Genomic DNA, 23,550 nt, shown 5'->3' with positions numbered 1-23,550 from the left:
CGCTGGATGGCGGCCTACCATCGCCCGCCCGCGGCCGCTGACCTCGCCGCGGCGCTGCCGAGGACGTGTCTAGAAGCCTTGGGCCAAGCGGTAGTACGCGTTGTTCCAGCGCACCTGGTGCTCGAAGCCGCGAACGGTGGTCTCACCGTCGATCAGCAGGAGTTCCGTCTCCACGATCCGCGCGAAGTCCTCGAACATCTCGGCGGTCGCGGCGGTGGTGAGCACCGTGTGATGGGCGGCACCCGCCGTCAGCCAGGCGGTGGCGCTGGTCTGGTAGCTCGGTCGCGGCTTCCACACCGACGTGAGCACCGGCATCCACTCGACCCGCACCGGGAGCGCGTCGTCGAGGAGCGCGGCCACCTGCCGCGACTGCTCGGCGACCGGGCGGAGGGTCTCGTCGCCGTAGAGACCCTGACTGCCGGTGAGGAAGCGGACGACCTTCGTGGCGAGGTCGGGAACGATGCTCGTGGTCATGTGGACTCCGTCCGATGGCCTGCCAGGATGTCGGCGAGCGGCGTGCGAACCCGGCAGTTCGTGAACGCGAACGCGTCCGCGAGCCGCTCCGCCTCCTCGGGACCCACTCCGGCGAAGCACCCGGCGTAGTCGTCCACCATCGCCTCGGCGAGCATCACGTGGCGCACATGGCCGGCGATCCACCGCTGAGCGCCCCACGGGTACGGCGCGAAGGCCGGGAACTCGCGCGCGAAGAGGTCCTCGACCGGTTGCATGATGTGCCGGATGTGTGCGTCGGTCGCGCCCCACGAGTCGACGCCGAGGCGGGCCTTCTTCGCCACGACCGGTGCGATCCTGCGCAGATACGCGGAGTCGGGGCGCGCGTGCACCAGGCCCTGCAGTCCGATGTCCTTGTACGTCCACAGTGCCCAGCTGGCGTCGTGGCGGGCGAAGATCTCGAGCTGATCCTGCAGCAGGCGGTAGCGCTGCTCATCGCGCCCCGGGTCGCCGGTGTACACCGGACCGAACTCCCCGACCCAGATCGGCGTGCCCGTTTCCCGCATGTAGGCCGTCCGCGCGAGGAACGTCTCCTCGACCTGGTCGCGGTCCACGTATTGTCCGCGCGAGACGCCCGGGTATGGACCGCCGTCGACGAACCCGGGGAGGGCGTAGTCGTGAGCCGTGTAGACGGTGTTGGGCAGGGGGTCGCCGAGCTGATCGAACTGGGTCGAGTACCGGTTGCCGTCCAGGAACAGGATGTGCTCGGGATCCACCGCCCGGATCGCCGCCTCGAGCCTGCGGTAGAACGGCCCGATCGTGCTGCCTTCGGCGTCGGCCGGCTCGTTGACCGGGTTGTATCCCGCCACCCACGGGTTTGCGCGGTAATGCTCGGCGAGGTGCTCCCAGAGGTGGACGACTCGGTCCTGGAAGTGCCGGTGCGCCCAGAACGACGCCCATTGCGTCGGGTTGTCACTGTGCCAGTGCTGGTTCTGAGCGCCGGGTACGGCGTGCAGGTCGAGGATCGTATAGATCCCGTGCCGGGCGCATGTGTCGACCACCCGGTCGAGCAGGCGGAAGCCCTGCGGCTTGATGGTGAAGGGCTCGCCGTCGTCCTCGAAGTGGCGGTAGTTGAACGGGATGCGCAGCGAGTTGAGGCCGAGCGACGCGAGGTACGCGGCATCGTCGTCGGTGAAGAAGACCTCGAGGAAGCGGTCGAAGAATCGGTCGTACACCTCCCGCCCCATGGTCCGCAGCAGCGCCCGACGCATCTGGGACTCCGCTCCCGGGTAGCCGGTGATGAAGTTCTCCATGTTCATCCACCCGCCCAGGCCGAACCCGCGGAGCAGGACCGGGCCGTCCCCGGCGGTGATCGCGGAGCCTTCGACGCGGAGGATGGCGCCGCCGGTCATCGCAGCGTCACCGCGGTCCAGGAGACCGGCGGCAGCGTGATCCGCAGCGTGCCGTCGCCGAGGGAGTGCGAGGTGTTCGGCGTCAGGCCGACGCGCTGCGGATCATCGAGCGTGTTCTTCGCGTGGATGTCGTCGTCGTGGAGCGTCCGCGCGTCGACGACCGCCACCTGGCCGAGGTTGCTGACGTCGACCGACAGCTCCACCGCCTCGGTGAGGCTGCGGTTGACCATGAAGACCGCGGTGTCGCCCGTGCTCGCGTCGTGCGTCGCGACGGCGTCCACCACGCTGACCTCACCGTGCAGGGCGGTGTCGTGGGTCGGGCTGTCCAGCTTGAGCTCGAGGGTCACGCCACGGGCGAGCTGTGCGGTCAGGGCGAACGGAAAGAACGTCGTCTGCCGCCAGGCCGGTCCCCCGGGCTCGGTCATGATCGGCGCGATCACGTTCACCAACTGGGCGAGGCTCGCGGACGTGACCCGGTCCGCGTGCCGCAGCAGGGAGATGAGCAGGCTGCCGACGACCACCGCGTCGGCGACCGAGTAAGCGTCCTCGAGCAGGCGCGGGGCGACCGGCCAGTCGTCGATCCTGGTGATGCGGTCGACCTGGGCGTAGCGCGAGTGGTACCAGACGTTCCATTCGTCGAACGAGACGTTGATCGTCTTGCGGCTGCCGCGCACCGCCTTGACGTGGTCGGCGGTGGCGACAACCGAGTCGATAAACCGGTCCATGTTCACCGCGGACGCCAGAAAGCTCGCGTAGTCCCCGTCGTGGGGCTCGTAGTAGGCGTGGCACGAGATGTAGTCCACCTCGTCGTACGCCGCCTCCAACACGATGCGCTCCCAGGTCGCGAAGAGCGGCATCTGCGCGTTCGAGCTGCCGCAGACCACGAGCTCCAGCGTCGGGTCGAGCTGCCGCATCGCGCGCGCGGTCTTGACCGCCAGCTGCCCGTACTCCTCCGGGGTGCCGTGCCCGAGCTGCCAGGGACCGTCCATCTCGTTGCCCAGGCACCACATGCGGATGCCGTAGGGCTCGATCGCGCCGTTCGCGATGCGCCGCTCGGAGAGCGTGGTGCCCGAGCGGATGTTCGCGTACTCGAGCACGTCGAGCGCTTCCTGCACACCGCGCGTGCCGAGATTCACCGCGTACATGAGCTCGCTGCCGACCTTCTTGAGCCAGCTCGCGAACTCGTCGAGACCGATCTCGTTCGTCTCCGTGGAGTGCCAGGCGAGATCGAGACGCTGGGGCCGGTGCTCGCGCGGGCCGACGCCGTCCTCCCAGCGGTACCCCGACAGGAAATTGCCTCCGGGGTACCGGACCGTGGTCACACCGAGCTCCTTGACCAGCTCGATCACGTCGCGCCGGTACCCTTCTTTGTCGGCGTCGGGGTGCGACGGCTCGTAGATGCCGTCATATACGCATCGCCCGAGGTGCTCGACGAAGGAGCCGAAGAGCCTGCGGTTGATCGGCCCGACGATGAAATGCGGGTCGATGGTGAGATGCGCGGAGATCAAGGTGTCCTCATTTTCCTTAGTGGCTGGTCGATGTCGGGCAGGCGAGCGGGCTATTTCAGTGCGCCAACGGTCAGCCCTCCACGCCAGTAGCGCTGAAGGGAGAGGAACGCGATGATCAGCGGGATGATCGAGACCAGCGAGCCGAGGATGATGATGCTCCACAGATTCGTTCCGGCGGCGCCGTAGGTGGATGCGGTGGACTGCCAGAGCCCGATCCCGACCGTCACCGGGAAGAGCCGGTTGTCCACGAGCATCGCGAGCGGCAGGAAGTAGTTGTTCCACGACGACACGACCGACAGCAGCAGCACCGTGACGATCACCGGCCGCATGAGCGGCAGCGCGACCTTGACGAACGTCCTGAACTCTCCGGCACCGTCCACGCGTGCGGCATCCAGCAGCTCGTCGGGCACCGCGTCACGGGCGTACAGATTCACGAGGAACACGCCGAACGGGTTGAGCAGGGTCGGCAGGATCACCGACCAGATCGTGTCGGTCAGTCCCACCTGGGAGAACAGGATGAAGGTCGGGATGACGAGCGCGGTCGCCGGCACCATGACCGCGCCGAGCAGGATCGAGAACCCGACGCGGCGGCCCACGAAGCTGTACTTCGCGAAACCGTATCCGGCGAGCACCGCCAGCACCGTCGCCCCGATGCCCCCGGCGAACGCGTAAAGGGCCGAGTTCGCCAGCCAGCGCGCGTAGAGGCCGCCGTTGTAGGTGAAGAGCTGCTTCAGGTTCTCGATGTAGTTGATGTCGGAGGCGAACCAGAGGGCGTTGGTGCCGCCGAACAGCCCGGCCGAGTCCTTCGAGCTGTTCACGATGACCCACCAGAACGGGATCAGGAAGTAGATCACCAGCAGCGCGAGCACGATGTGCAGCGGGATGTGCCGCGGTGTCCGACGAGCTCGCCTGCGCTCGATGTCGGTGGTGCTCATGACAGGAAGTTCCCTCGCTTGCGGGTGGCGAACATGAAGATGTACACGCAGATGAATACGACGGCGCCCAGCGCGAACGAGATCGTCGAGCTGTAGTTGCTGTTCGCCAGCGTGAACGCCTGCTGATACGCGTACATGTTCGGCGTGAAGTCGTCCGGGATGGCGCCGGCGGCGAGCTGCTGCAGGATCTTGGGTTCGTTGAAGAACTGCAGCGTTCCGATGAGCGCGAACACGAGGATGAGGACGAGGGACGGCGCGAGCAGCCGGATTTTGATCCGGTAGATGATCTGCCACTGCGATGCGCCGTCGATGCGGGCCGCCTCGTAGAGACTCGGATCGATACCCTGCAGCGCGGCGTACAGGATGATCATGTAGTACCCGGCCCATTGCCAGGTCACGACGTTCAGCAGGCCGGAGAAGATCAGGTTGCTGCTGAGGAAGTCCGGCCCGGCCGCGCCGAAGGCACCGAAGATGTCCGCGATGGGACCGAAGTTCTTGCTGTACAGGAAGCCCCACATCAGGGCGCCGATGACGGTGGGGATCGCGTACGGCAGGAAGATCATGAGACGCGAGAACCGGGCGAACTTGCTCGTCACCGTGTCGAGGATCAGCGCGATGGCCAATGAGACGGCCATCTGGACCGGGATGAGCACCAGCGAGAACCGCACGACGAACCACACGCCGCTGATGAAGGACGGGTCGCCGAAAACCTTGAGGTAGTTGCCGAGGAAGACGAACTTGGTCCCAAGGATCAGGCTCTTCTGGAACAGGCTCAGATAGAGCGCGTAGCCGATCGGGAGCACGAGAAGGGCGAGGAAGATGATGCCGAAGGGGCCGACGAAGAGCCACCCGGCAACGTTCTGCCGCAAGTTCGTGCGGCGGCGCTTCCGCGTTCGCACGGCGTCGGTGGTCGGGGCGGTCGTGATGTCGTCTGAGAGGGGCGTGGTTGGGCGGCCCCCTCTCGTTGGCGCGGGGCCGTTGGTCGAGGTGGTCATCATGTCTCCGGGTCTGGGACGCAACGACGGAGGGCCGGCCCATGGGTTCTCACGGACCGGCCCGCCGGATCAGGTCACTTGACAGTGAACGATTGTTCTTTCGCGTACCCCGCGACATCCTGTTGCAGCGCGTCCGCGGCCGCGGACCCGGTCTTGGACCCGTTGTTGATCGCGGCGATCTGCTTCGTGAAGGCCGAGTAGAAGTACTGTCCGATCGGCGTGTACGTCATGCCCTGGTAGGCATTGGCGGCCGGGACGTACACCTCCTTGTTGGCCTGCTGGCCACCGAAGAACGCGATCTTGGCGTCGACGAACTCCTGGTTCTTCAGCACGCTGACGTTGAGCGGGAAGATGATCTGCTTCTCCCAGCCGTCCCGCAGCGACGCGTCGTCGGCGTAGACCCCGAACGCGACCTTGGCCGCGAGCGCCTTGTCCTTCGCCTGGGTGGTCACCGAGAACGCGGAGCCGCCCCAGTTCACCGAGACGGGGTTGGCCGGGTCCCACTGCGGCAGCGGGGCCGTCGCCCACACCTCCGCGTCGGCACCCTTGCCCACGCCCGCACCCTGCAGGTAGCCGGGCGCCCAAGCGGCGGAGAGGTAGGTGGCGTACTTGCCGCCGATCACGCCCGAGATGTAGTCGGGAGTGAACTGGTCCTGCGTGCCGACCAGGCCCTTCTTGACCAGCCCGGCCCAGTAGTCGAGCACCTTCTTGCTGGCGTCGTCGTTCAGCTTGATGCCGATCTCGCCCTTGTTGGCGGGGTCGTACGTGAAGGGCTTCGCGCCGTTCTGGTACAGCAGCGCCGTGACGTAGGCCGGCTGGTTCGCCGGGAAGTCACCGAAGAGCGGGCCGCCGGCGTCCTTCACCTTCTGCGCGGCGGCCTCGTACTCGGCCCAGGTGGTCGGCGGCTTGATGCCGTATTTGTCGAAGATGTCCTTGCGGTAGATCATGCCCATCGGCCCACCGTCGATCGGCGCGCCATAGACGCCGCCGCCGACCGAGACGTCCTTCCAAGCGCCCGCGCTGAAGTTCGCTTTGACGTCGTTGTACCCGAGGCTGCTGAGGTCCACGAGGGCCTTCTGCACCTGGTAGGTCGGAATGCGGTCCGCCTCGAGCATGACCACGTCGGGGGCGCCCTTGCCGGCCGTGACCGCCGTCTGGAACTTGTCGTACTCGTCGCCACCGGCACCGGCGTTCGTCCAGCAGACCTGGACGTCGTCGTGCTGCTTGTTGAAGTTGTCGACCACCAGCTGCGTGTTCGGGTACCAGGCCCAGAGCGTGACAACAGGCAGGTTGGCCTTCGGGATGCTGTTGGTGCAGTTCGTCGCTTGCTTAGTACCGCCGTCATCTCCGCCCGAGCATGCGGCGAGTACGCCTGTCAGCAAGAGGGCCAGCGACGCAGCGAGGCCTTGCTTCGCCTTCACTGTCATTCCTTTCAGATGCGGGGTGTCATCTCAGATGCGGGGTGTCATCGCGGATGTGGGGTGTCATCAGCGCAGGCGCATCCGGGGGACGGGGCGACCGCGACCTGGGAATTCGCTGACCCGCTCCGCGTCCTGGACGCTTTCTCACGTTGTATTTCTAACGTTGTAGGACCGACTATCGCGGAGAGCATCAGCGCTGTCAAGACTGCGAGTTGACCATCAGAGGTCCGGCCGTGCCGGGTCATCAGCCGGGTCGTCGAGGACGCCGGTCGGCGCGCCGCAGGTTCCGGATCGTCCCAAACCTCCGCACCGCGTACCATTCGTCCCACGGGCGTCACCACCGAGCCTCAGCGGCGTGCAGGGTGGCCGTTGCACATGAGGCAACGGCGGCCAGCCCCCGGAGGCATCGACGTGGGGGGAAGCTCGACCCGCTTCTCGGTCACCGGACCGCCGGGCCAAACCACTACACTCAGTACAAGACCATTTTTTCTGCGGACGCCGCGCGATGAAGGGAGATGGCGATCGCCGCCACTATGCATGACGTTGCGCGCGTGGCCGGAGTATCGGTCAAGACGGTTTCGAACGTCATCAACGACTATCCCTACGTGCGCCCCGCCACGCGCGACCGGGTGCGCTTGGCGATCGCCGAGCTGGACTACCGCCCCAATCTCACGGCGCGCGGACTGCGCTCGGGCAAGACCGGGGTCATCGGGCTCGCGATCCCGGAGCTGCGTCAGAACTACTTCGCCGAGCTCGCCGACGCCGTCATCCGCGCGGCCGAGCGGCAGAACATCGCGGTGCTCGTGGACCAGACGGGCTCCACTCGCGAAGGCGAGATCGCGGTGCTGTCCGGACATCGATGGCGGTTGACCGATGGGCTCCTGTTCAGCCCGGAGCAGCTCGGTCAGGAGGACATGGCGCTGCTGCAGGTGCCGTTCCCGCTGGTGCTGCTCGGCGAGCGCATCTTCGGCGGCCCGACCGACCACGTCACGATGAACAACGTCGGCGCGGCCCGCGCGGCGACCGAGCACCTGCTCCAGATCGGCCGCCGGCGCATCGCGGTGATCGGCGCACACCCGACGCATCAGGACGACATCCGGTCCGCGAACCTTCGCGTGCGCGGATACCGGGAGGCGCTGGCTGCGGCCGGCATCCCTTACGACCCGGCGCTCGTGCGGGTCGCCGCGCCGTGGCATCGCGAGAACGGCGCCGCCGCGATGCGCGATCTGCTCGCCGACGGCGTCGAGTTCGACGCCGTGTTCACGTTCAACGACACGCTCGGGCTCGGCGCGCTCCGCACGCTGGGACAGGCCGGAATTCGCGTCCCGGAACAGGTCGCAGTGATCGGGCTCGACAACATCGACGAGGCGCGCTTCTCGGTCCCGTCGATGTCAAGCGTCGATCCCGGCCGGGACCAGATCGCCGAGGTCGCCGTCGACCTGCTGATCCAGCGGATCAACGAGAAGGGCGACCCGTCGCCGCCTCGGCAGGTCCTGGCCGACTTCAGAGTCGCGGCCCGCGAGTCCACCGGATTCCTGGACCCGGAGCCGGCGCTCACCTCGGCCGTGAGTCCATCGGTGTTGGCGGAGGACGCTACCAGCGGGACGTAGCGCGAGGTCTCTCCGGATGGTCCGCTGGCGAGGCCACCGTCGCCGCTCCGCGATCCCGGCCGGGACCCTCGCGCCGGACGCCGCCCGGCACCTGCGCGCCAGCGTCCGCCGCCGCCACACCGAACCCGCGACCGCGGACACCGTCTGGTACGTCGTTTCGAGCGACGGCACCCCGGTCGCGTGGCTCACCCTCATTCCCCGAGGGTTCAGGAATTCAGACGCCCTTGTAGGGGACGAACCGAAGGGCGCACGCGTTGGTGCCCTCAGTGTAGGACCTTGGGGTGGCCTCGGCGCTCGCCGACGGCAGCCGGGCCGCCGACCGCGGCAGCCATCGGCGAAGACTCGATCTGCTGGGAGTGCAGCTGGAGTGCTAAGCGATCCAGCCTGGGGACTCCAGCCGGATGGTGTCGTCGCCGACAAAGGTTGTGAGCTGTTCTTCGAGGCGCGCGAGTTCGTCGTGGCCGAGCTGGTCGGCCCATGCCCGGCGCAGGTCGTCGAAGACTGATTCGCCTGCGCGCATGACCTGGTGTCCGAGGTCTGTCACCAGTATCCGCTTGCGTCGCCTATCGACGGAGTCCTCCTCGACGGCGACCCAGCCGCGTTCCACGAGAAGCGCGATCGTCTTCGCCGCCGCCTGTTTGGTGACCGAGAGCGCCCGGCCCAGCTCGGACGCGGTCTCAGCCCCGAGATCAATCGCGCTCATCGCATAGTGCAGCGAGGGGCGGACGTCCTGGTATCCGCGCGCTTCGAGCTCGAGCACGGCGGCGTCGACGAGCTTGCGGTAGCTGCCCAACAACAGCAGTGCGAGGTTCGGGCCAGGTCTGATCACGGGATCAGCGTAGGCGGAGGTGTAGACAAAGACAACCACGTTGTCTATGGTCATTGGACAACTTGGTTGTCTAATGCTTGAGGAGATTGCACCGTGAGCACCACACATCCGACTCCCGTGATCGCCGGAGTCACGCATCACGCGGCCGCCGTCAACGGCACCGAACTGCACTACGTGTCCGCCGGCGACGCCGGATCCCCGATCCTGCTGGTGCACGGATTCCCGGAGAGCTGGTGGGCGTTCCACAAGGTCATCCCGCTGCTCGCCAAGACTCACCGCGTGTTCGCGGTCGACCTGCGCGGCTTCGGCGACTCCTCGCCCGCCGACGGCGACTACAGCAGCGCCACCGCGGCGGAGGACCTGCACCGGTTGATCGCCCACCTCGGTGTGGGACCGGTCCACCTGACCGGGCAGGACGTCAGCGGCGCGACGGTGTTCCGCCTCGCCGCGACGCACCCCGAGGACATCGCGAGCCTCACCGCGATCGAGATGGGCCTCGCCGGGTTCGGTCTCGAGGGCTTCGCGGACGTCACGCACGGCGGCTCATGGCACATCGGCGTCCTGGCCGCATCGGGCATCCCCGAGATGCTGCTGGTCGGCCGGGAGCGGGAGTTCCTGGGCGGGTGGGCGTTCCCCGCGATGACGGCCGTGCCGGGCTCCATCACCAAGGAGGACGTGGCCGAGTTCGTCCGGGTCTACGCCCGCCCCGGCGGATGGCGCGGGGCGATCGGGCTGTACACCTCGATGCTCGCCGAGGGAGAACAGCTGCAGGCCCTCGCCGCCTCGGCACCGCTGAGGGTCCCAACCCTGGCGATTGGCGGCTTCGGCGGACCGTTCACCGAAATCACCCTCAACCAGGTCTCGACCAAGCCGGCCAGAAGCGTGCTGCTCGAGGGCGTTGGGCACTACGTAGCGCTCGAGGCTCCGGAGGCTCTGGCGACGGCAGTCCTCGAGTTCGTCGGAGACGTCGACGGCAACCGGTGATCCGGTCGCTCGGCGTCGGGGACGGCGCCCGCGCCCCCGTTCCGGGCGCGGCACACGCCGCCCCGGGCATGCCGGTCAGCAGCACGAGTCCGACCCCGATGCGTCGCCCGGCGCGCGCACCGCCCGCCCTCGCCTGAGCAACGCCGCCGCCGCGAATGAGCACGGCGTGCTCAGGCGCGCGAGCCGGGGTCGCCACAACCATGGGGTGACTACAGACCTCGTGCTCGCCGTCGCCGGCCTGGCCACGCCGGCCCAGGCCGGCGTCATCACCCACGACGCCTTCCCGCCCGGCCCGACGGTGACGGCCGTCATCATCCACGCGGCCGCGGACGTGCCGCCGACGACGCAGGCCGTCGGCCCGGAGATCTGACGAGTCGAGCATCGGTGGCCGGTCATCCAACCGGGATGCCGACCCCGTCCTGTTCGAGGGCGGCGCGCAGCCGGCCGAGTGCCCGGCCGACCGCCTGGAGCTGTTGCGGCGCCATCGTCGCGCCGATCCGGGTGGCCAGGTAGTGCTGGAAGGTGTCCTCGGCGGCGTTCGTGAGCTCGGCGCCCGAGCGTGTCAGTTCGAGCAGCAGCGAGCGCCCGTCGGCGGGGTTGGGTACGCGCCGCACCCAACCCCGCTCCTCGAGCCGGCCGATGCCTTTGCTGGTGGCGCCAACGCCGACGGCGTGAAACTGCGCGAGGTCGGCGACCCGCGCGCCAGGATGGTCTCGCAGGTAGCTCAGGAACTCGAACTGCGACGCGACGATGCCGTGTTCCCGGCGCAGCACCTCGTTCAGGGCGTTGTAGAGCCGCGTCTCGCAGCGGACGAGGTCGCTGAAGACCGCCGCGAGTGTGACCGGCTCCGCACCGGAGAAGGATGCCGCGGCATGTACATTAGCTTCCACGGCATACAGATTACTGCCATGAAAGGCGCTGAGCATGAGCAGGCAACAGCGGACGGACATCGATGCGATGCTGCGCCGCGCGCCCCAGGGGTTCACGCCCGTCCCGGTCGAGACGATGCGCGAGAACTTCGCCGCCCTCATGGCGACGTTTCCCGTCCCGCCGGTCAACACGACCGACCTGACGCTCGCCAGCCGCCCGGCGGTGCTGGTCGAGCCCGAGGCGGGCGCGACCCGGCCGGGCACCATCCTCTACTTCCACGGCGGCTCGTTCGCGCTCGGCTCGCCCTGGACCGCGATGGGGCTCACCGCGAGCCTGGTCACCCGGACCGGAGTGCGGGCGCTCTCGATCGACTACCGGCTCGCCCCCGAACACCCGTTCCCGGCGGGCATCCTGGACTGCCTCGCGGCGTACCGGGCCCTGCTCGAGGAGGGTGCCGACCCGGCCGGGATCGCGTTCGCCGGCGACTCGGCCGGCGGCGGCCTCACGATCACCACCACTCTCGCGGCCCGCGACGCCGGCCTGCCGCTACCGGCAGCGCTCGTCGCGTTCTCACCGGGCCTCGACCACACCCGCACAGGCGCATCGATGCACACCAAGCAGGGCATCGACCCGTTCTTCACCACCGAAGGCATGGCCCACACCGGCGAGATGTACCTCGGCGGGCAGGACCCGAACCAGCCGCTGGCCGCCCCCGCCGTGCTCGCCGACCTGACCGGCTTCCCGCCGATCCTGCTGCAGGCCGGCACGAACGAGCTGCTGCTCGACGACGCGGTCCGGCTCGCCCAGCGCGCCCGCGACGCGGAGGTCGACGTCATCCTCGACATCACCGCCGGTGTCCCGCACGTCTTCCAGTCCTTCATCGGCCGGCTCGACGAGGCCGGCCTCGCCCTGGACCGGGCCGCCCTGTTCCTCTCGCAGCACCTGCCGGCCCACTGACGTGCCGGCTCACCGGACACCGTCTCCCGGACCTTCACGGGCGGCACCGTCGTACCGAGGGCGACGACTTCTCCCGGCCGGTGCACCACCACATGCTCGCCGCTGGCCTCGACCCAGCGGCGCTGCTGGCGTGGCCGCCGCACCCGCCGTCCGCGACCGGATCGCGGCCTACGACGCCCGGCCGGCCGGCCGGGCGTCACCTTTGCGGTCGCGAACCGATCGGCCGGGGCCGGGCCGTCGGGCCGGACGCTCGTCAGATATCCGGGCCGATGATCGACGGCGCCGGGGCGTCGTGGGTGGTGGCCCCGGTCACCGTCGGGCCGGGCGGGAAGGTGACGTCGTGGACGATGATGCCGGCCTGGGCGGGCCCGGCCAGGCCGACGACCGCGAGCAGAAGACCGGCGAGGACTGCGCCGGCGCGGCTGAGCGTCATGTGATACCTCCGTGATGGATGTCGTTGCGTTGGAACCATGGTGGCCGCCATCCCGGCCCGCGCGCCTGAGCAAGCCGTGCTCACCATGACGGCGGTATTGCTCAGGGATACCGTGTCGCGCATCGGTATATGGCGGAAAGGTGCCGGTCGGCGTCCACCAGCGCCGAGCGTCGCCAAGAGTCATGGACACCTTCCGCCAACGAGCGTGGACAGTCACAGCAGGTGTGAGTGTGCGCGGCAGTCGCCTCGATCCATTCCAGGCGCAGTTTGACCGGGTCCGGCCAGACCTCGGCCACAGCGGCCTGTGCCTCGTCCAGACGGTCATGCTCGATCAGCAGCACGCGCAGCGGGCGGTCGGCTTTGCGACGGCCGCCGTCCGCAGCACGGTGACCGCCTCGTCGACCCGACCGTGCCGGGCCAGCAGGTCGGCAGGAAGGTACGGCTCGTCCTCGCGGACAACCCGCCCCAGTAGCGCCGGCGCAGCGTAGTGGGGCAGGCCGTGCTGCTCAGCTATGCCGCAGCGGGTGCGCGTTTTCGGATGCGTTCGCGTGGTTCGGAGTGTCACACTGCCGCGGTGGAGAGTTTCCGGTGCGCCGCGTGCCGGAACGCGCTGAGCGTCCCCGTCCGGCTGGTCGACCTTCCCGCGGGGCCGCACCGGTCGCTGCTGGATCACCATCATGTAAATCCTCCGCTGCTTGACCCCGGCACCTACGCGATCGACAAGGCCCCGTACGGTCGCGACCACATCGTTGGCACCTTCGTGCTGTCGCCCGGCGACGTCCGCGGTACACGCTTCGTCCACGAGCTGGCAAGCATCGGCTGCTGGTCCCTGGTCGGATGGGACCCCTGCGTGGCCTGCGAACGGTGCGGCACGCTCGTCGCTTCCCGGACCGACGACTGCAATGTCGCCCAAGAGACGCGTCTGTATCCCGCCAAGGTGCTCCGGGAGACCTGTGACGACGAGGTCGATCGCATCCCGGACCCGTTCGCACTGTTCGCCGACTGGGACAACGCCCCGCCGGACTTCAGAGCACCCAGCTGGACGCCCGAAGCCACCCGTCCACGGCCCGGACTCACGGCAACCCGCTGGGGCGGTCGAGCCGTGCGAGCACATCTCTACCGAGACGACCCACCCGCCTGAGCGGACCGCCGCAGCACGCGCGCAGTACGACAGACCGCCGCCATGATCCGCTGCGCGGAAGCCGACGGTGCGCGGCGACTTTGAAGTCGGGTGCGTCGGTGACGGGCCCAAGCGGCGCGGAGGTGCCCTGTTCTGGCAATGACGGCGCTGCCGAGTCGACCCATCCGGCAGCGCACAGTCAACCGTCGCTCCTGGCTTTTGTAGGCGGTAGGGGCTCTGGCGTTCATCGTGGCAGTGCGACGGGTTGGCAGGTCACCGAGGTCCTTCGGCGTGGCAGCGGCCAGCTTGCTCGTGTGAGCCATGACTTGTTCGTTGAGCGGTTCGGGAACGCCGAGCCGGCTTCAGCCCGCTCGTCCCCGGACAACTGCCCGGCCGCGGCCTCTATCCCTCAAGTTCCGGCCTCCACGTTACGAGGGGAACCGCAGGTAGCAGCGGCGTCGAGGGGTTGTGGGTCGGTCTTGGGGTGGCCGGGTGACAGCGAATGTGTACCGGCTGGGCATCGACTTCGGCACATCGACAACTGTCGCGGTGCTGTCGATACCCGGGCGTTTGGCCGGTCCGCTGCTGTTCGAGTCGTCACCGCTGTTGTCTTCCGCGGTGGCGGCCGCGACCGGACCGGTCGTCGACACGGCGAGTGTGCTGCTGACCGGCGGCGACGCTGAACGGGCCGCGGCGGCGAGCCCGGCCTCGTTCGAGGCGAACCCGAAACGCCGGATCGATGAGGGGTGGTGTGGCTCGGCGAACGTGAGGTCCCGGTGGTGGAGCTCATCGCCGCGGTGCTGCGCCGGGTCGGCGCTGAGGCGCACCGGTGCCGGGCTGGTCGCGGTGCCGGTCGCTTTGCTCGACGCGACCGGCGACCGGATGGTCACCCGCAGCGCGGACGGCACCGCCAAGATCTGGGACTACTCCAGCCGGTCCCCCATCACGACGCTCACGTGCGGCAGTTCCGCGGTGAGCACCGCAGCGCTCGCACCGGACGGCGGCACCGCAGCCCTCGCCTGCGCCAACCACAACGACGTCCAGCTGTGGTCGGCCGGCGGCAAACTCATCACCGTCCTGCCCGGTCACACCGACTACGTCAACGACGTCGCGTTCGCCGCCGACGGCCGGACCCTCGCCAGCGCCAGCACCGACGGCACCATCCGGCTCTGGCAGTTCCCCCGCCCCTCCTGAGCACCACACCAGCCTCGAAACAGGCGGCCGTCGCGGTGATCGACTCGGTTCCGGTTCCGGTTCGGTGAGGCTGCGGAGCTGGCCCGCTCGCCCGTCTGCGACGATGGCGAGCTGGTGAGCTCTGCGGCCTCGTCGATCAGCGCCCGGACATGTCGGTGATGCGGGCTGCCGTACATCCGCTGTGCTGGACGCAACCCGGTCGCTTACTGCCCGAGAGCGGTCGTCTGTCCGATGGTGTGCTGAGGGCCTTCGAACGTGCGGCCCGGACGTGCCGTCCCGGTCCCGGGGCACGGCGACCTCCACCGGACCCACCTCCGTCAGGACCGTCTCGCCCCGCACACCGTTGCGGGAGTTGCCACCGTTCCTCCCGGCCGGGTCGCCCCAGTCATAGCCGGGCCCGAGGGCCGGCAAACTCAAGTCCGTGCAGCCGGGCGAGTCCCCGTCCACCTCGGAGTCCCGCCGCGCTGACTTCGGCGGTCAGGAAGCATCCGCCGACGGCCACGATTCGGGTGCTGATGCCCGCACCGGTGGCGCGTGGCCGTGGCGCGGGTGCTCGCGGTTACGGTGCGGGCCTGATGCGCTCGGTGTGGGCGGCGGCGAGGATCAGGTAGGCGCCGGCCGTCCAGGTGTAGGCGCGGTCGCGCAGGCCGGCGCCGGTCGTGGCGTCGAAGTTTTCGGCGAACCCGGACTGCTCGCAGAGGGCGCGAAAGCGGGCGCTGATGTCGTCGGCGAGCTCGGCGTGGCCGGCCCGGCGCAGGCCGTCCTCGATGAGCACGGTGGACGGTGCCCAGATCGGGCCGCGCCAGTATCCGTCGGCCTCGTAGTGCGGGGATGTGGGCAGCTCGGTGGCGGGGCCGAAGGCGGTGAGATGCGTCCGGATCCGCGCGGCCACCGCGGCGCGGATCTGGGTCGGCAGGCCGTCGCCGAGCACGATGGCCATGCAGTCGAGGAGGCTGTCGCTGGTCCTGGTGAGTCCGGTCGTGGGGCTTCGGGCGGCGAACCGTTCGCCGTCCCAGAGGCGCTCGAGCATGGCCGTGCGGAGCCGGTCGGCCGTCGCGGTCCAGCGGGCGGCGTCGGCACCGCGGCCGAGGATCTCGGCGAGGCCGGCGAGTTCGCGGAGCTGCAGGACGAGGAAGGCGGCGAGGTCGGCGCTCTGCACCACGCGCTCGGCGTCGAACGTGGTCGCGTTGTCCCAGCCGCTGTCGTTGCCGTGCTGGTAGTGCGGCAGCTCCTCGCCCGGGCCCCGGCGGGTGTCGAGCCAGAAGGTGCTCCAGCGGGCGAGCGCGTCGTAGGCCGCCTCCAGCTCGGCGGCGTCGATGCCCGGGAGTCGCCGGCGCAGCCGGTGCAGGGCCCAGCCGTGGATGGGTGGCTTGACGAAGTTGTAGAGGACCTCGGAGTGGGTGATGGAGTCGGGCAGGGCGCCGGCCTGGTCCTGGTGGTCGAAGACGATCCGGAACTGATGCCAGGCGAGCTCGGGCCGGCCGGCCGCGAGGGCGAGGGCGTTGAAGCAGTGGTCCCAGCTCCAGACTTTGTCCATCCAGTGCTTGGACATGAGCACCGCGGGTCGCGTGACGAACCCGGCCGGGCGGACGGTGGCCGACCACAGCACGTAGGCGGCGAGCTCGGCGGCGGGGGTCTGCGGGCCGCGCCACGGCGCCACGGCATCGACGAAGGCGGTGAACTCGGCCTCGGCGGCCTTGACGACCTCGTCGAAGGTGTACGTGGCGCGGTACGGCGGGCGGGCGCTGTCGAACTCCTCGATCGCGACCTCCCACGGCTCGCCGCCGACGGTCAGGCCGCGTTCGCCGGTGCCGAGTGCCTGCGCGCCGGTGGCGTCGGCGGTCCCGGCCAGGACCGTGACGCGGTATCGGCGGCCGGTGCCGTAGTCGGTGAACACGTGGGCCCCGTCGATCGGGTCGCGGTAGAAGTACGTGCCGCTGAACGGCGTCAGCGCCCGGTGCGCGGCGTGGATCGCCAGGCCGAGCCCGTGGCCGCGCAGCCGGACTGTATCGACCGTCTCGTACGCGAGCTCCACCCGGCCGTCCTCGCCGGACCAGACCAGACGGGCCGGCGACGCCGAGACGGCCGCCTCCACCTCGGCGCCGGAGCGCGTCGGCACCAGCCGCAGTACCGCGTGCAGTCCGGTCTGGTGCGACACCAGGTGCAGGTGCTCGGCGTAGGTCTTCTCAGCCACGACCGGCGAGATGCCGAACCAGGACCCGGCGTAGCTGAACGGAATCTCCCGCACGGAGAACGCCGGGCCGGTGGTGGTGCTCATGGTTCGACTCACTTTCTGCGGTGTTCAGTCTTTGACGGCGCCGGCGGTGACGCCGGTGGCGACGTAGCGCTGCGCGACGACGAGCAGCACGGCGGCCGGGATGGAGGCGACCACGGCGGTGGCCATGATGGCGTTCCATTGCTGGTTGTTGTTGCCGATGTACTGGTAGATGCCGAGCGTGATCGGGCGCGCCGCACCGCCGCCGTCGAGGGTGCTCGCGAAGACGAAGTCCGACCACGCCCACAGGAATGCGAACAGGGAGACGGTCACGATGGCGTTGCGGCTGACCGGCAGCACGATCGACAAGAACGTGCGCAGCGGGCCGGCCCCGTCGGTGCGGGCGGCTTGCAGCAGCTCGTCCGGGATGCCGGACATGAAGGCCGTGAAGACCAGCACCGCGAACGGCACGGCGATTGTGGAATCGGCGAGGATCAGCCCCGGCCAGGCGTTGAGCAGGCCGAGGTTGAGGTAGATGGCGTAGAAGCCCATCGCCATGATGATGCCGGGGATCATCTGCGCGGCCAGGAGGACGAAGTCGAGGATGCCGGCGCCGCGCGGGCGCAGTTTGGCCAGTGCGTAGCCGGCCGGGGCGGCGAGCGCGACGGTGAGCGCGACCGTGCCGAGGCCGATGGCGAGGCTGGTGCCGAGGTAGGGCAGCTGCTGGTGCAGTACCGCGCGGTACCCGTCGAACGTCGCATCGACCGGGAACAGGTTCGGCGGCTGCCGGCGCATGTCCTGCTCGCGGGTCAGCGAGACGTTGACCATCCAGTACACCGGAAACAGCATCACCGCGGTGAACAGCAGCCCGAGCAGGGTCAGCCACCGGTTCTTCGCGGGTCTCATCGGCGGGCCTGCCGGCGCTGCAGCCGGATGTAGAGCAGCCCGAACGCCAGCGCCATGACGATCAGCAGGTTGCCCACGGCCGCGCCCGGCCCGAACTGCGGCAGCAGGTTGCCGAAGCCCAGCCGGTAGGACCAGGTGGCCAGGGTGGTCGAGGAGTCCACCGGCCCGCCCCTCGTCATGATCCAGATGATGTCGAAGACCTTCAGCGTGTAGACGAGGCCGAGCAGCAGCGTGATCGCCGAGACCGGGCGCAGCAGCGGGAACGTGATGCGCCGGAACTGCTGCCACCCGCTCGCCCCGTCCAGACCGGCGGCCTCGTACAGCTGGACCGGGATGGCCTGCAGGCCGCTGTAGAGCACGACGAGATTGAACGGGATGCCGATCCAGACGTTGGCGATGATGACGGAGACGAGCGACCAGTCCGGCGAGGTGAGCCAGTTGACCGGGCCGAAGCCGAGGGCCGAGAGCGTGGCGTTGATGATGCCGGAGTCGCTGTTGAGCATCCAGGACCACGTCGACGCCGAGACGATCAGCGGCAGCAGCCACGGTACCAGGAACAGCGCCCGCAGCGTCGCCGAGAGCCGGAAGTGACGGTTGAAGAACACCGCCAGGGCCAGCCCGGCGGCGAACTGGAACACCAGCGAGGCGAGGGTGAACACGATCGTGTGGATCAGCGCCGGAGCGAAGGCCGGATCGTCGAACACCGCCCGGTAGTTGTCCAGGCCGCTGAACGGCGCGTCGCCCTGCACGAACGAGCGCACGGTGTAGTGCCGGACGCTCAGGTCGAGGTTGCGGTACAGCGGGTAGGCGTAGAACGTGGAGAGGTAGACCACCACCGGTCCCAGAAACGCCCACCGCACCCAGCCGCCGCGCCGCCGGCGATCCACGGGTGAGACGGCCGGAGCCGTCCCACCCGAAGCCCGCACGGCCACGGTCGCGCTCGTGGTCGATGTGTGGTTCAACGCGGGCGGCCTATCTGGTCGCCGCGGCGGCCGCGGTCTGTGCGGACGAGAGCGCGTCGGCCGGGGACTTGGAGCCGCTCAGCGCCGCCTGGACCGCGGTCCACAACGGCTGGGAGATCTTCGGGTACTTCGTGCCGAGGTCGTCGCTGGTGCGTCCCTTGGCGGCCTTGACCGCGTCGACCCACACCTTCAGCTCGGCGTTGGCCGCCACCTGCTTGTCCTGCACGGCGGTGGTGGGCGCCACGTAGTTCAGCGTGCTCACCGTGGTGTAGGAGTTGTCGGTACTGGTCAGGCACTGCACGATCTTCTTGCTCACCTCGTAGCGACCGGTGTCCTTCTGCACGGGAATGCTGACGAACTCGCCGCCCGTCGGTGCCGGCGCGGTGCCGCCGCCCTTGGCCGGCACCGGGATGATGCCGTACTCGAAGCCGGCCTTCTTCGCATTGCCCAGCTGCCAGGTGCCGTTTTCCGCGAACGCGTACTCGCCGGTGGCGAACTCCTGCCAGCTCGTGGTCTGTGTGTTGTTGATGACGGAGTTGGGCGCGTAGCCCTGCTTGAGCCAGCCGGTCCACAGCTGCAGCGCGGAGACCGCGTCGGGCGAGTCGAGCTTGCGCAGATCCGCCCCGGAGCCCCAGTACCACGGCAGGAACTGGAAGCTGCCCTCCTCCGTGCCGATGGCGGAGAATGTGATGCCCTTCTTCCCGGCGGCCTTCACCTTGCCCAGCGCCGCGGTCAGCGACGCCCAGTCCTTGACGGTGGCGACGTCCACGCCGGCCGCCTGCAGCACCGCCTTGTTGTAGTACAGGGCGAGGGTGTTCGCGCCGATCGGCACCCCGTAGGCCTTGCCCGCGATCACACCGGCCGCGAGCAAGTTGGGCGAGATCGCGCCGGTGTCCAGCTTGTTCTCCTGCGTGGTGGTCAGCACGCCGGCCTCGGCGAGCGTGGAGACGACCGGGTTGTCGACGATGATCACGTCCGGGGAGTTGCCCTGCTGCGCCGCCAGCAGCGCCTTGTTCGTCAGGTCGCTGGTGTCGTAGCCGGCGCGTTTGACGCTCACGCCGGCGTCGGTGCCGCACTTGCTGAGCAGCTGCACCCATTCGGAGCCGCCGTCGTACTGCGGGTACGGATCCCAGATCGTGTAGGTACCCCCCGCGGACGAGCCACCTCCGCCGGTGTCCGCGGAGGAGCAGGCGGTCTGGGTGCCGACGACGGCGAGTGGGACCAGGATGGCGCCGAGGAGGCGGCGCCGGAGCGATGACATGGACATGATGAACCTTCTGTTGGTGGGGGTGGCCGGCCGGTCGCGGTCGTTCGGGGTGTACCGGACTGGGCGCAGGAGCGGGTGCCGTGGTGCCATCGCGGGCGAGGGCACCACATTTCCCACAGGATACGAATCGGTTCGACCCGCAACATAGGAGGCTTCGGCCCGTCGGTCAAGGGCGGAACCGCACGGTTGCGCGGAGACAAGGAGCCGACGGCAACGGCACGCGCGCGAGACGACCGCACTCCCGTTCGACGCATCGTTGACGCACCGCCCTAGGTCGACTACGTTGTGATGAATCGGTTCGAGCCGGCAATGACGCAACGGGCGGGGCTCCGGTGAGCGTCACGCCGGCGCTGGACACGCGGGCGGGTCGCGAGGAGCACGATGAACATCGGGGAGATCGCCCGCCGGGCCGGAGTGTCGCGCAGCACCGTGTCCTATGCGCTCACCGGCAACCGCCCGGTCTCCGAGGCGACCCGCCGCCGCATCCAAGCGGTCATCGACGAGCTTGACTACCGACCGAACGCCGCCGCCCGCGCACTCAAAGAAGGCCGGACCCGCACGCTCGGCCTCGTCATCCCGCCGGCCAGCCGCCGGCTGACGGACATGCAGCTGGGCTTCGTCGCCAGCGTCGTGGAGGCCGCCGCCGGCGCCGACTTCGACGTGCTGCTGTCACCGTCCGGGGGTGACCACGACCGCTCGTTCGAGCGCATCGTCACCGGCCGCCGCGTCGACGGCGTCATCCTGATGGAGATCCGGCTCGAGGACGACCGGGTCTCACGCCTGCAGCGCAGCGGCCTGCCGTTCGTGACCATCGGCCGCACGCGCGACAGCGAGGACATGTGGTCGGTCGACATCGACTACACCGTGCTCGTCTCGCGGTGCGTGCATCACCTCGCCGACCTGGGTCACCGGCACGTCGCCCTCATCAACCGTTCCGCCGAGCTCGTCGCCGCCGGCTACGGCCCCGGCCACCGCGCACTCACCGGCTTCACCGAGGCCGTCGCCGAACGCGGCGTCGCCGGCATGGACGTGTGCTGCGGCGACGACGCCCCGGCCGGTGAGGCGTGTATCGAGCGGCTGCGCGCCGGGCACCCCGAGATCACCGCGCTGGTGACTGTCAACGAGGCCGCGCTGCCCGGCATCCAACGCGGCCTGGAGCGGGCCGGACTGCACGTGCCCCGCGACTTCTCGGTCGCCGGCGTGGCGGCCCGGCACTGGGCCGAGGACTTCCGGCCTCCGCTGACCGCCGCCGACGTACCGACCCACGACATGGGCGCCCAGGCCGTCGAGCTGCTGCTGGAACAGCTGCACACGCCCACGGCGAGTCCACGGCACCTGCTGCACGCTCCGCCGATCTCGCTGCGCGGCACCACCGGACCGGCGCCCCGGGCAGGGAACTGACCGCCGGCGGCGAACTCCAGCGAGCCGCGACGTCGTCCGGTCATCTTCATGGGCCTCCTCGTGGCGACTCGGGGTCTGGCCGTCGGCCGGCGGGGTGTTGCCCGGCAGGGTGTTGCCCGGCAGGGTGTTGCCCGCGCGGAGCCGGCCGGGCAACACCCCGAGTCGACGCTGGGCGTCAGGTGCGCGTGCTCCATTTCTGGTTGGCACCGTTGAGGCACTGCCAGATCTGGATCTTGGTGCCGTTGGCGGTACCGAAGGCGCTGGCGTCCAGGCACAGGCCCGACTGCACGCCGGTGATCGTGCCGTCGGCGTTGAGGTTCCACTGCTGGTTGGTCTGCCCGTTGCAGTCCCAGATGATCGCCGCCGTGCCGTTGGTCGTGCCCTTGCCGCTGGCATCCAGGCACTTGTTGCCGTACACCTGCAGCTGCTTGCCCGCCGTGTAGGTCCACCGCTGTGACGACCCGCCCGTGCAGTCGTACAGCTGGGTCTGCGTGCCGTTGGCGGTCGTGCCGTTGGGCACGTCGACGCATCGCCCGGACTGGCCGCCGACCAGCTCCACGCCCTGCGCCCCGGTGGTGGTGGCCGGCGTCACGTAGACGGCGAACGCGTCGTGGGAGCCCTGGAAGGTGAAGGGCACGTTGACGGCGCCGCCGGAGACGGTCAGCGTCTGGTCGAGGACCACCTGGGGCGCGCTGAGCGATGCCTGCTCCGGGATGCGGTTGACCACGACGTGGACGCTGCCGTTGCCGGCCAGCCAGCTGTTGGCCGAGACGCCGTTGAAGGTCACCGTCGCGCTGCCGGTGTAGCCGTTGCTGTCGCCGATGATCGCGACCGCCCGGCGGTTGCCGCTGTCGATCGACGCGGAGATCGCGGTGCTGCCGACCTGGCCGGAGGTGTTGACGAGGGTGCCGGTCATGTCGGCGTAGGACCGCATCGCCCACCAGTTGCCGCTGGTGGTCCAGGCCCCGTTGGACTGGGTCAGGATGCCCGTCAGGTTGGGCGTCATGCAGCACACCCAGTTGCCCCGCATCGCGTTGGTGTAGCCGGACTGCGCGAACCGGGCCAGGTACCAGGCGGTGACGCCGGCGGTCTGGCGGTCCGCGGGCTGATACTCGTTCGCCGAGAGCGGCCGGGCGGGGATGCCGGCGGAGGACAGCTGGCTGTTGAGGGCCTGCGCCACCGTCACCGGGTCGTCGACGTCGCCCTCGTCATGGTTGGTGATCCAGTCCGGCACGGTCCCCGCCGCCTTGACATGGTTGAGGAACGTGCTCCACTGCGACGGCCGGGCCTGCGGCGTGTACGCAAACGACGGTCCGACGATCTTCGCGCTCGGAGCCACCCTGCGCAGTTCCCGGTAGGCGGTGTCCCACATCTGGAAGTACTGGGCGCTGTTGACGCCGGCCTTCCAGAAGACGGAGATGTCCGGCTCGTTGTCGATGTCGTACGCGAACGACAAACCGCTGGCCTGCAGCGCGGCGACGGTGCTGTCGATGAACGTCACCCAGTTGGAGCAGTTGCCGTTGTCGCACGGGTAGACGGTGTTCGAAGGCTGGCCGCCGTTGAGCCCGTACAGGTCGCTCAGCAGCACCTGGTACTGCGGATGATCGCCGACCTGGTTCAACCGCCGGGCCTGCGCGATGATCGAGGTGATGTCAGCCTGGGTCGCGGAGCCGTACTGGTAATTGTCCTTGATCCAGCCACCGGAGAACCATCCGCCACCCCGGAAGGCGTTGAGCTTCAGCGGCTGGATGAACTGATCCGCGGGCAGTGTGGCGTCCTGGTTGATCCCGTACAGGACACCGGCACCAACCAGCGTGGACGTCCCACGGCTGGAGGCCAGGTCGACGCTCAACGCCTCACCGGTAGCCGCCTGGCTCTCGCCCTCCACGACCAGCGGAACGGCAGCCGCCAAGATCATACCGATCGCGATCGCGGCTCTTGCGGCAAGCCGGCTCCGTGCTCTTTTGCGCTGCATCGATGTCTCCTCGTGCGAGTCGATGATGGAAACGGGGTGTCGAGGTGGGTCTCAATCTGCGCGGGCCAGCGCGGCAGGAATCGCGAGGCGAGCCGGCGGCTCGTCC

General features: G+C 69.2%; 21 protein-coding genes and 1 pseudogene. 7 read left to right on the top strand and 15 right to left on the bottom strand.

What is annotated here, in order from left to right:
* Positions 1 to 69 precede the first annotated feature (69 nt).
* The 6 genes from ACQP1P_RS16100 to ACQP1P_RS16075 form a co-directional block, all read right to left on the bottom strand.
* Positions 70 to 474: a hypothetical protein gene (locus tag ACQP1P_RS16100; protein WP_433087475.1), complete on the bottom strand. Its 405-nt coding sequence runs from the start codon at positions 472 to 474 to the stop codon at positions 70 to 72.
* Positions 471 to 1,862, bottom strand: coding sequence for a glycoside hydrolase family 5 protein (locus ACQP1P_RS16095; protein WP_433087474.1), 1,392 nt, complete (start codon positions 1,860 to 1,862; stop codon positions 471 to 473). Before ACQP1P_RS16095 ends, ACQP1P_RS16100 begins: the two co-directional genes overlap by 4 nt.
* Positions 1,859 to 3,370, bottom strand: a complete 1,512-nt coding sequence (locus ACQP1P_RS16090; protein WP_433087473.1) for an alpha-N-arabinofuranosidase — start codon at positions 3,368 to 3,370, stop codon at positions 1,859 to 1,861. Before ACQP1P_RS16090 ends, ACQP1P_RS16095 begins: the two co-directional genes overlap by 4 nt.
* A gap of 50 nt (positions 3,371 to 3,420) precedes the next feature.
* Positions 3,421 to 4,305, bottom strand: coding sequence for a carbohydrate ABC transporter permease (locus ACQP1P_RS16085; protein ID WP_433087472.1), 885 nt, complete (start codon positions 4,303 to 4,305; stop codon positions 3,421 to 3,423).
* Positions 4,302 to 5,303 (bottom strand): carbohydrate ABC transporter permease, encoded by a 1,002-nt coding sequence (locus tag ACQP1P_RS16080; RefSeq protein ID WP_433087471.1) that lies wholly within the window; start codon positions 5,301 to 5,303, stop codon positions 4,302 to 4,304. Before ACQP1P_RS16080 ends, ACQP1P_RS16085 begins: the two co-directional genes overlap by 4 nt.
* A gap of 71 nt (positions 5,304 to 5,374) precedes the next feature.
* Positions 5,375 to 6,682 (bottom strand): ABC transporter substrate-binding protein, encoded by a 1,308-nt coding sequence (locus ACQP1P_RS16075; protein WP_433087470.1) that lies wholly within the window; start codon positions 6,680 to 6,682, stop codon positions 5,375 to 5,377.
* Between the two features lie 554 nt (positions 6,683 to 7,236).
* Here ACQP1P_RS16075 and ACQP1P_RS16070 point away from each other — a divergent pair.
* Positions 7,237 to 8,331: a LacI family DNA-binding transcriptional regulator gene (locus tag ACQP1P_RS16070; RefSeq protein ID WP_433087469.1), complete on the top strand. Its 1,095-nt coding sequence runs from the start codon at positions 7,237 to 7,239 to the stop codon at positions 8,329 to 8,331.
* Between the two features lie 370 nt (positions 8,332 to 8,701).
* Here the strand turns inward: ACQP1P_RS16070 and ACQP1P_RS16065 are convergent, their stop codons facing one another.
* Positions 8,702 to 9,214 carry a MarR family winged helix-turn-helix transcriptional regulator gene (locus ACQP1P_RS16065; RefSeq protein WP_433087468.1) on the bottom strand — a complete coding sequence of 171 codons (513 nt, stop codon included), beginning with the start codon at positions 9,212 to 9,214 and terminating at the stop codon, positions 8,702 to 8,704.
* A gap of 39 nt (positions 9,215 to 9,253) precedes the next feature.
* Here ACQP1P_RS16065 and ACQP1P_RS16060 point away from each other — a divergent pair, with 39 nt between their 5' ends.
* Positions 9,254 to 10,144 (top strand): alpha/beta fold hydrolase, encoded by an 891-nt coding sequence (locus ACQP1P_RS16060; RefSeq protein ID WP_433087467.1) that lies wholly within the window; start codon positions 9,254 to 9,256, stop codon positions 10,142 to 10,144.
* 205 nt (positions 10,145 to 10,349) lie between these two features.
* A complete protein-coding gene (locus tag ACQP1P_RS16055) occupies positions 10,350 to 10,514 on the top strand; it encodes a hypothetical protein (protein WP_433087466.1) in 165 nt (54 codons plus the stop codon).
* Positions 10,515 to 10,536: 22 nt separating this feature from the next.
* On the opposite strand, the gene ACQP1P_RS16050 is transcribed toward ACQP1P_RS16055, so the two are convergent.
* Positions 10,537 to 11,094: a MarR family winged helix-turn-helix transcriptional regulator gene (locus ACQP1P_RS16050; protein WP_433087465.1), complete on the bottom strand. Its 558-nt coding sequence runs from the start codon at positions 11,092 to 11,094 to the stop codon at positions 10,537 to 10,539.
* On the opposite strand from ACQP1P_RS16050, the gene ACQP1P_RS16045 reads away from it, so the two are divergent.
* Complete coding sequence (locus ACQP1P_RS16045) at positions 11,069 to 11,971, top strand: alpha/beta hydrolase (protein WP_433087464.1); 903 nt, start codon at positions 11,069 to 11,071, stop codon at positions 11,969 to 11,971. The two genes, ACQP1P_RS16050 and ACQP1P_RS16045, sit on opposite strands and share 26 nt — an antisense overlap.
* 253 nt (positions 11,972 to 12,224) lie before the next feature.
* Here the strand turns inward: ACQP1P_RS16045 and ACQP1P_RS16040 are convergent, their stop codons facing one another.
* Positions 12,225 to 12,404 (bottom strand): hypothetical protein, encoded by a 180-nt coding sequence (locus ACQP1P_RS16040; RefSeq protein WP_433087463.1) that lies wholly within the window; start codon positions 12,402 to 12,404, stop codon positions 12,225 to 12,227.
* A 574-nt stretch (positions 12,405 to 12,978) separates the two neighbouring features.
* Here ACQP1P_RS16040 and ACQP1P_RS16035 point away from each other — a divergent pair.
* Together ACQP1P_RS16035 and ACQP1P_RS16030 are read left to right on the top strand one after the other, a co-directional pair.
* Complete coding sequence (locus ACQP1P_RS16035; protein ID WP_433087462.1) at positions 12,979 to 13,545, top strand: hypothetical protein; 567 nt, start codon at positions 12,979 to 12,981, stop codon at positions 13,543 to 13,545.
* Positions 13,546 to 14,016: 471 nt separating this feature from the next.
* Positions 14,017 to 14,718: a WD40 repeat domain-containing protein gene (locus ACQP1P_RS16030; RefSeq protein WP_433087461.1), complete on the top strand. Its 702-nt coding sequence runs from the start codon at positions 14,017 to 14,019 to the stop codon at positions 14,716 to 14,718.
* 258 nt (positions 14,719 to 14,976) lie between these two features.
* Here ACQP1P_RS16030 and ACQP1P_RS16025 read toward each other — a convergent pair.
* The 5 genes and pseudogenes from ACQP1P_RS16025 to ACQP1P_RS16005 form a co-directional block, all read right to left on the bottom strand.
* Positions 14,977 to 15,111: pseudogene (locus ACQP1P_RS16025) on the bottom strand (transposase); the annotation flags it as partial.
* 166 nt (positions 15,112 to 15,277) lie between these two features.
* Positions 15,278 to 16,996, bottom strand: coding sequence for an MGH1-like glycoside hydrolase domain-containing protein (locus ACQP1P_RS16020; protein ID WP_433087460.1), 1,719 nt, complete (start codon positions 16,994 to 16,996; stop codon positions 15,278 to 15,280).
* A 24-nt stretch (positions 16,997 to 17,020) separates the two neighbouring features.
* The gene (locus ACQP1P_RS16015) at positions 17,021 to 17,839 is read right to left on the bottom strand and encodes a carbohydrate ABC transporter permease (RefSeq protein ID WP_433087459.1); all 819 of its coding nucleotides are present in this window, start codon (positions 17,837 to 17,839) and stop codon (positions 17,021 to 17,023) included.
* Positions 17,836 to 18,726, bottom strand: a complete 891-nt coding sequence (locus ACQP1P_RS16010) for a carbohydrate ABC transporter permease (protein WP_433087458.1) — start codon at positions 18,724 to 18,726, stop codon at positions 17,836 to 17,838. The genes ACQP1P_RS16015 and ACQP1P_RS16010 overlap by 4 nt, the downstream gene beginning before the upstream one ends.
* An 85-nt stretch (positions 18,727 to 18,811) precedes the next feature.
* The gene (locus ACQP1P_RS16005; protein ID WP_433087457.1) at positions 18,812 to 20,062 is read right to left on the bottom strand and encodes a sugar ABC transporter substrate-binding protein; all 1,251 of its coding nucleotides are present in this window, start codon (positions 20,060 to 20,062) and stop codon (positions 18,812 to 18,814) included.
* 387 nt (positions 20,063 to 20,449) lie between these two features.
* On the opposite strand from ACQP1P_RS16005, the gene ACQP1P_RS16000 reads away from it, so the two are divergent.
* Positions 20,450 to 21,469: a LacI family DNA-binding transcriptional regulator gene (locus tag ACQP1P_RS16000; RefSeq protein ID WP_433087456.1), complete on the top strand. Its 1,020-nt coding sequence runs from the start codon at positions 20,450 to 20,452 to the stop codon at positions 21,467 to 21,469.
* Positions 21,470 to 21,644: 175 nt separating this feature from the next.
* Here the strand turns inward: ACQP1P_RS16000 and ACQP1P_RS15995 are convergent, their stop codons facing one another.
* Positions 21,645 to 23,387: an RICIN domain-containing protein gene (locus ACQP1P_RS15995; protein ID WP_433087455.1), complete on the bottom strand. Its 1,743-nt coding sequence runs from the start codon at positions 23,385 to 23,387 to the stop codon at positions 21,645 to 21,647.
* Positions 23,388 to 23,550: the final 163 nt, after the last annotated feature.

Source organism: Dactylosporangium sp. CA-052675 (genome assembly GCF_050947935.1).
In the GTDB taxonomy this organism is placed as follows: domain Bacteria; phylum Actinomycetota; class Actinomycetes; order Mycobacteriales; family Micromonosporaceae; genus Dactylosporangium.
The sequence above is the reverse complement of the archived record's forward strand: the minus strand, read 5'-3'. Positions and strand labels throughout refer to the sequence as shown.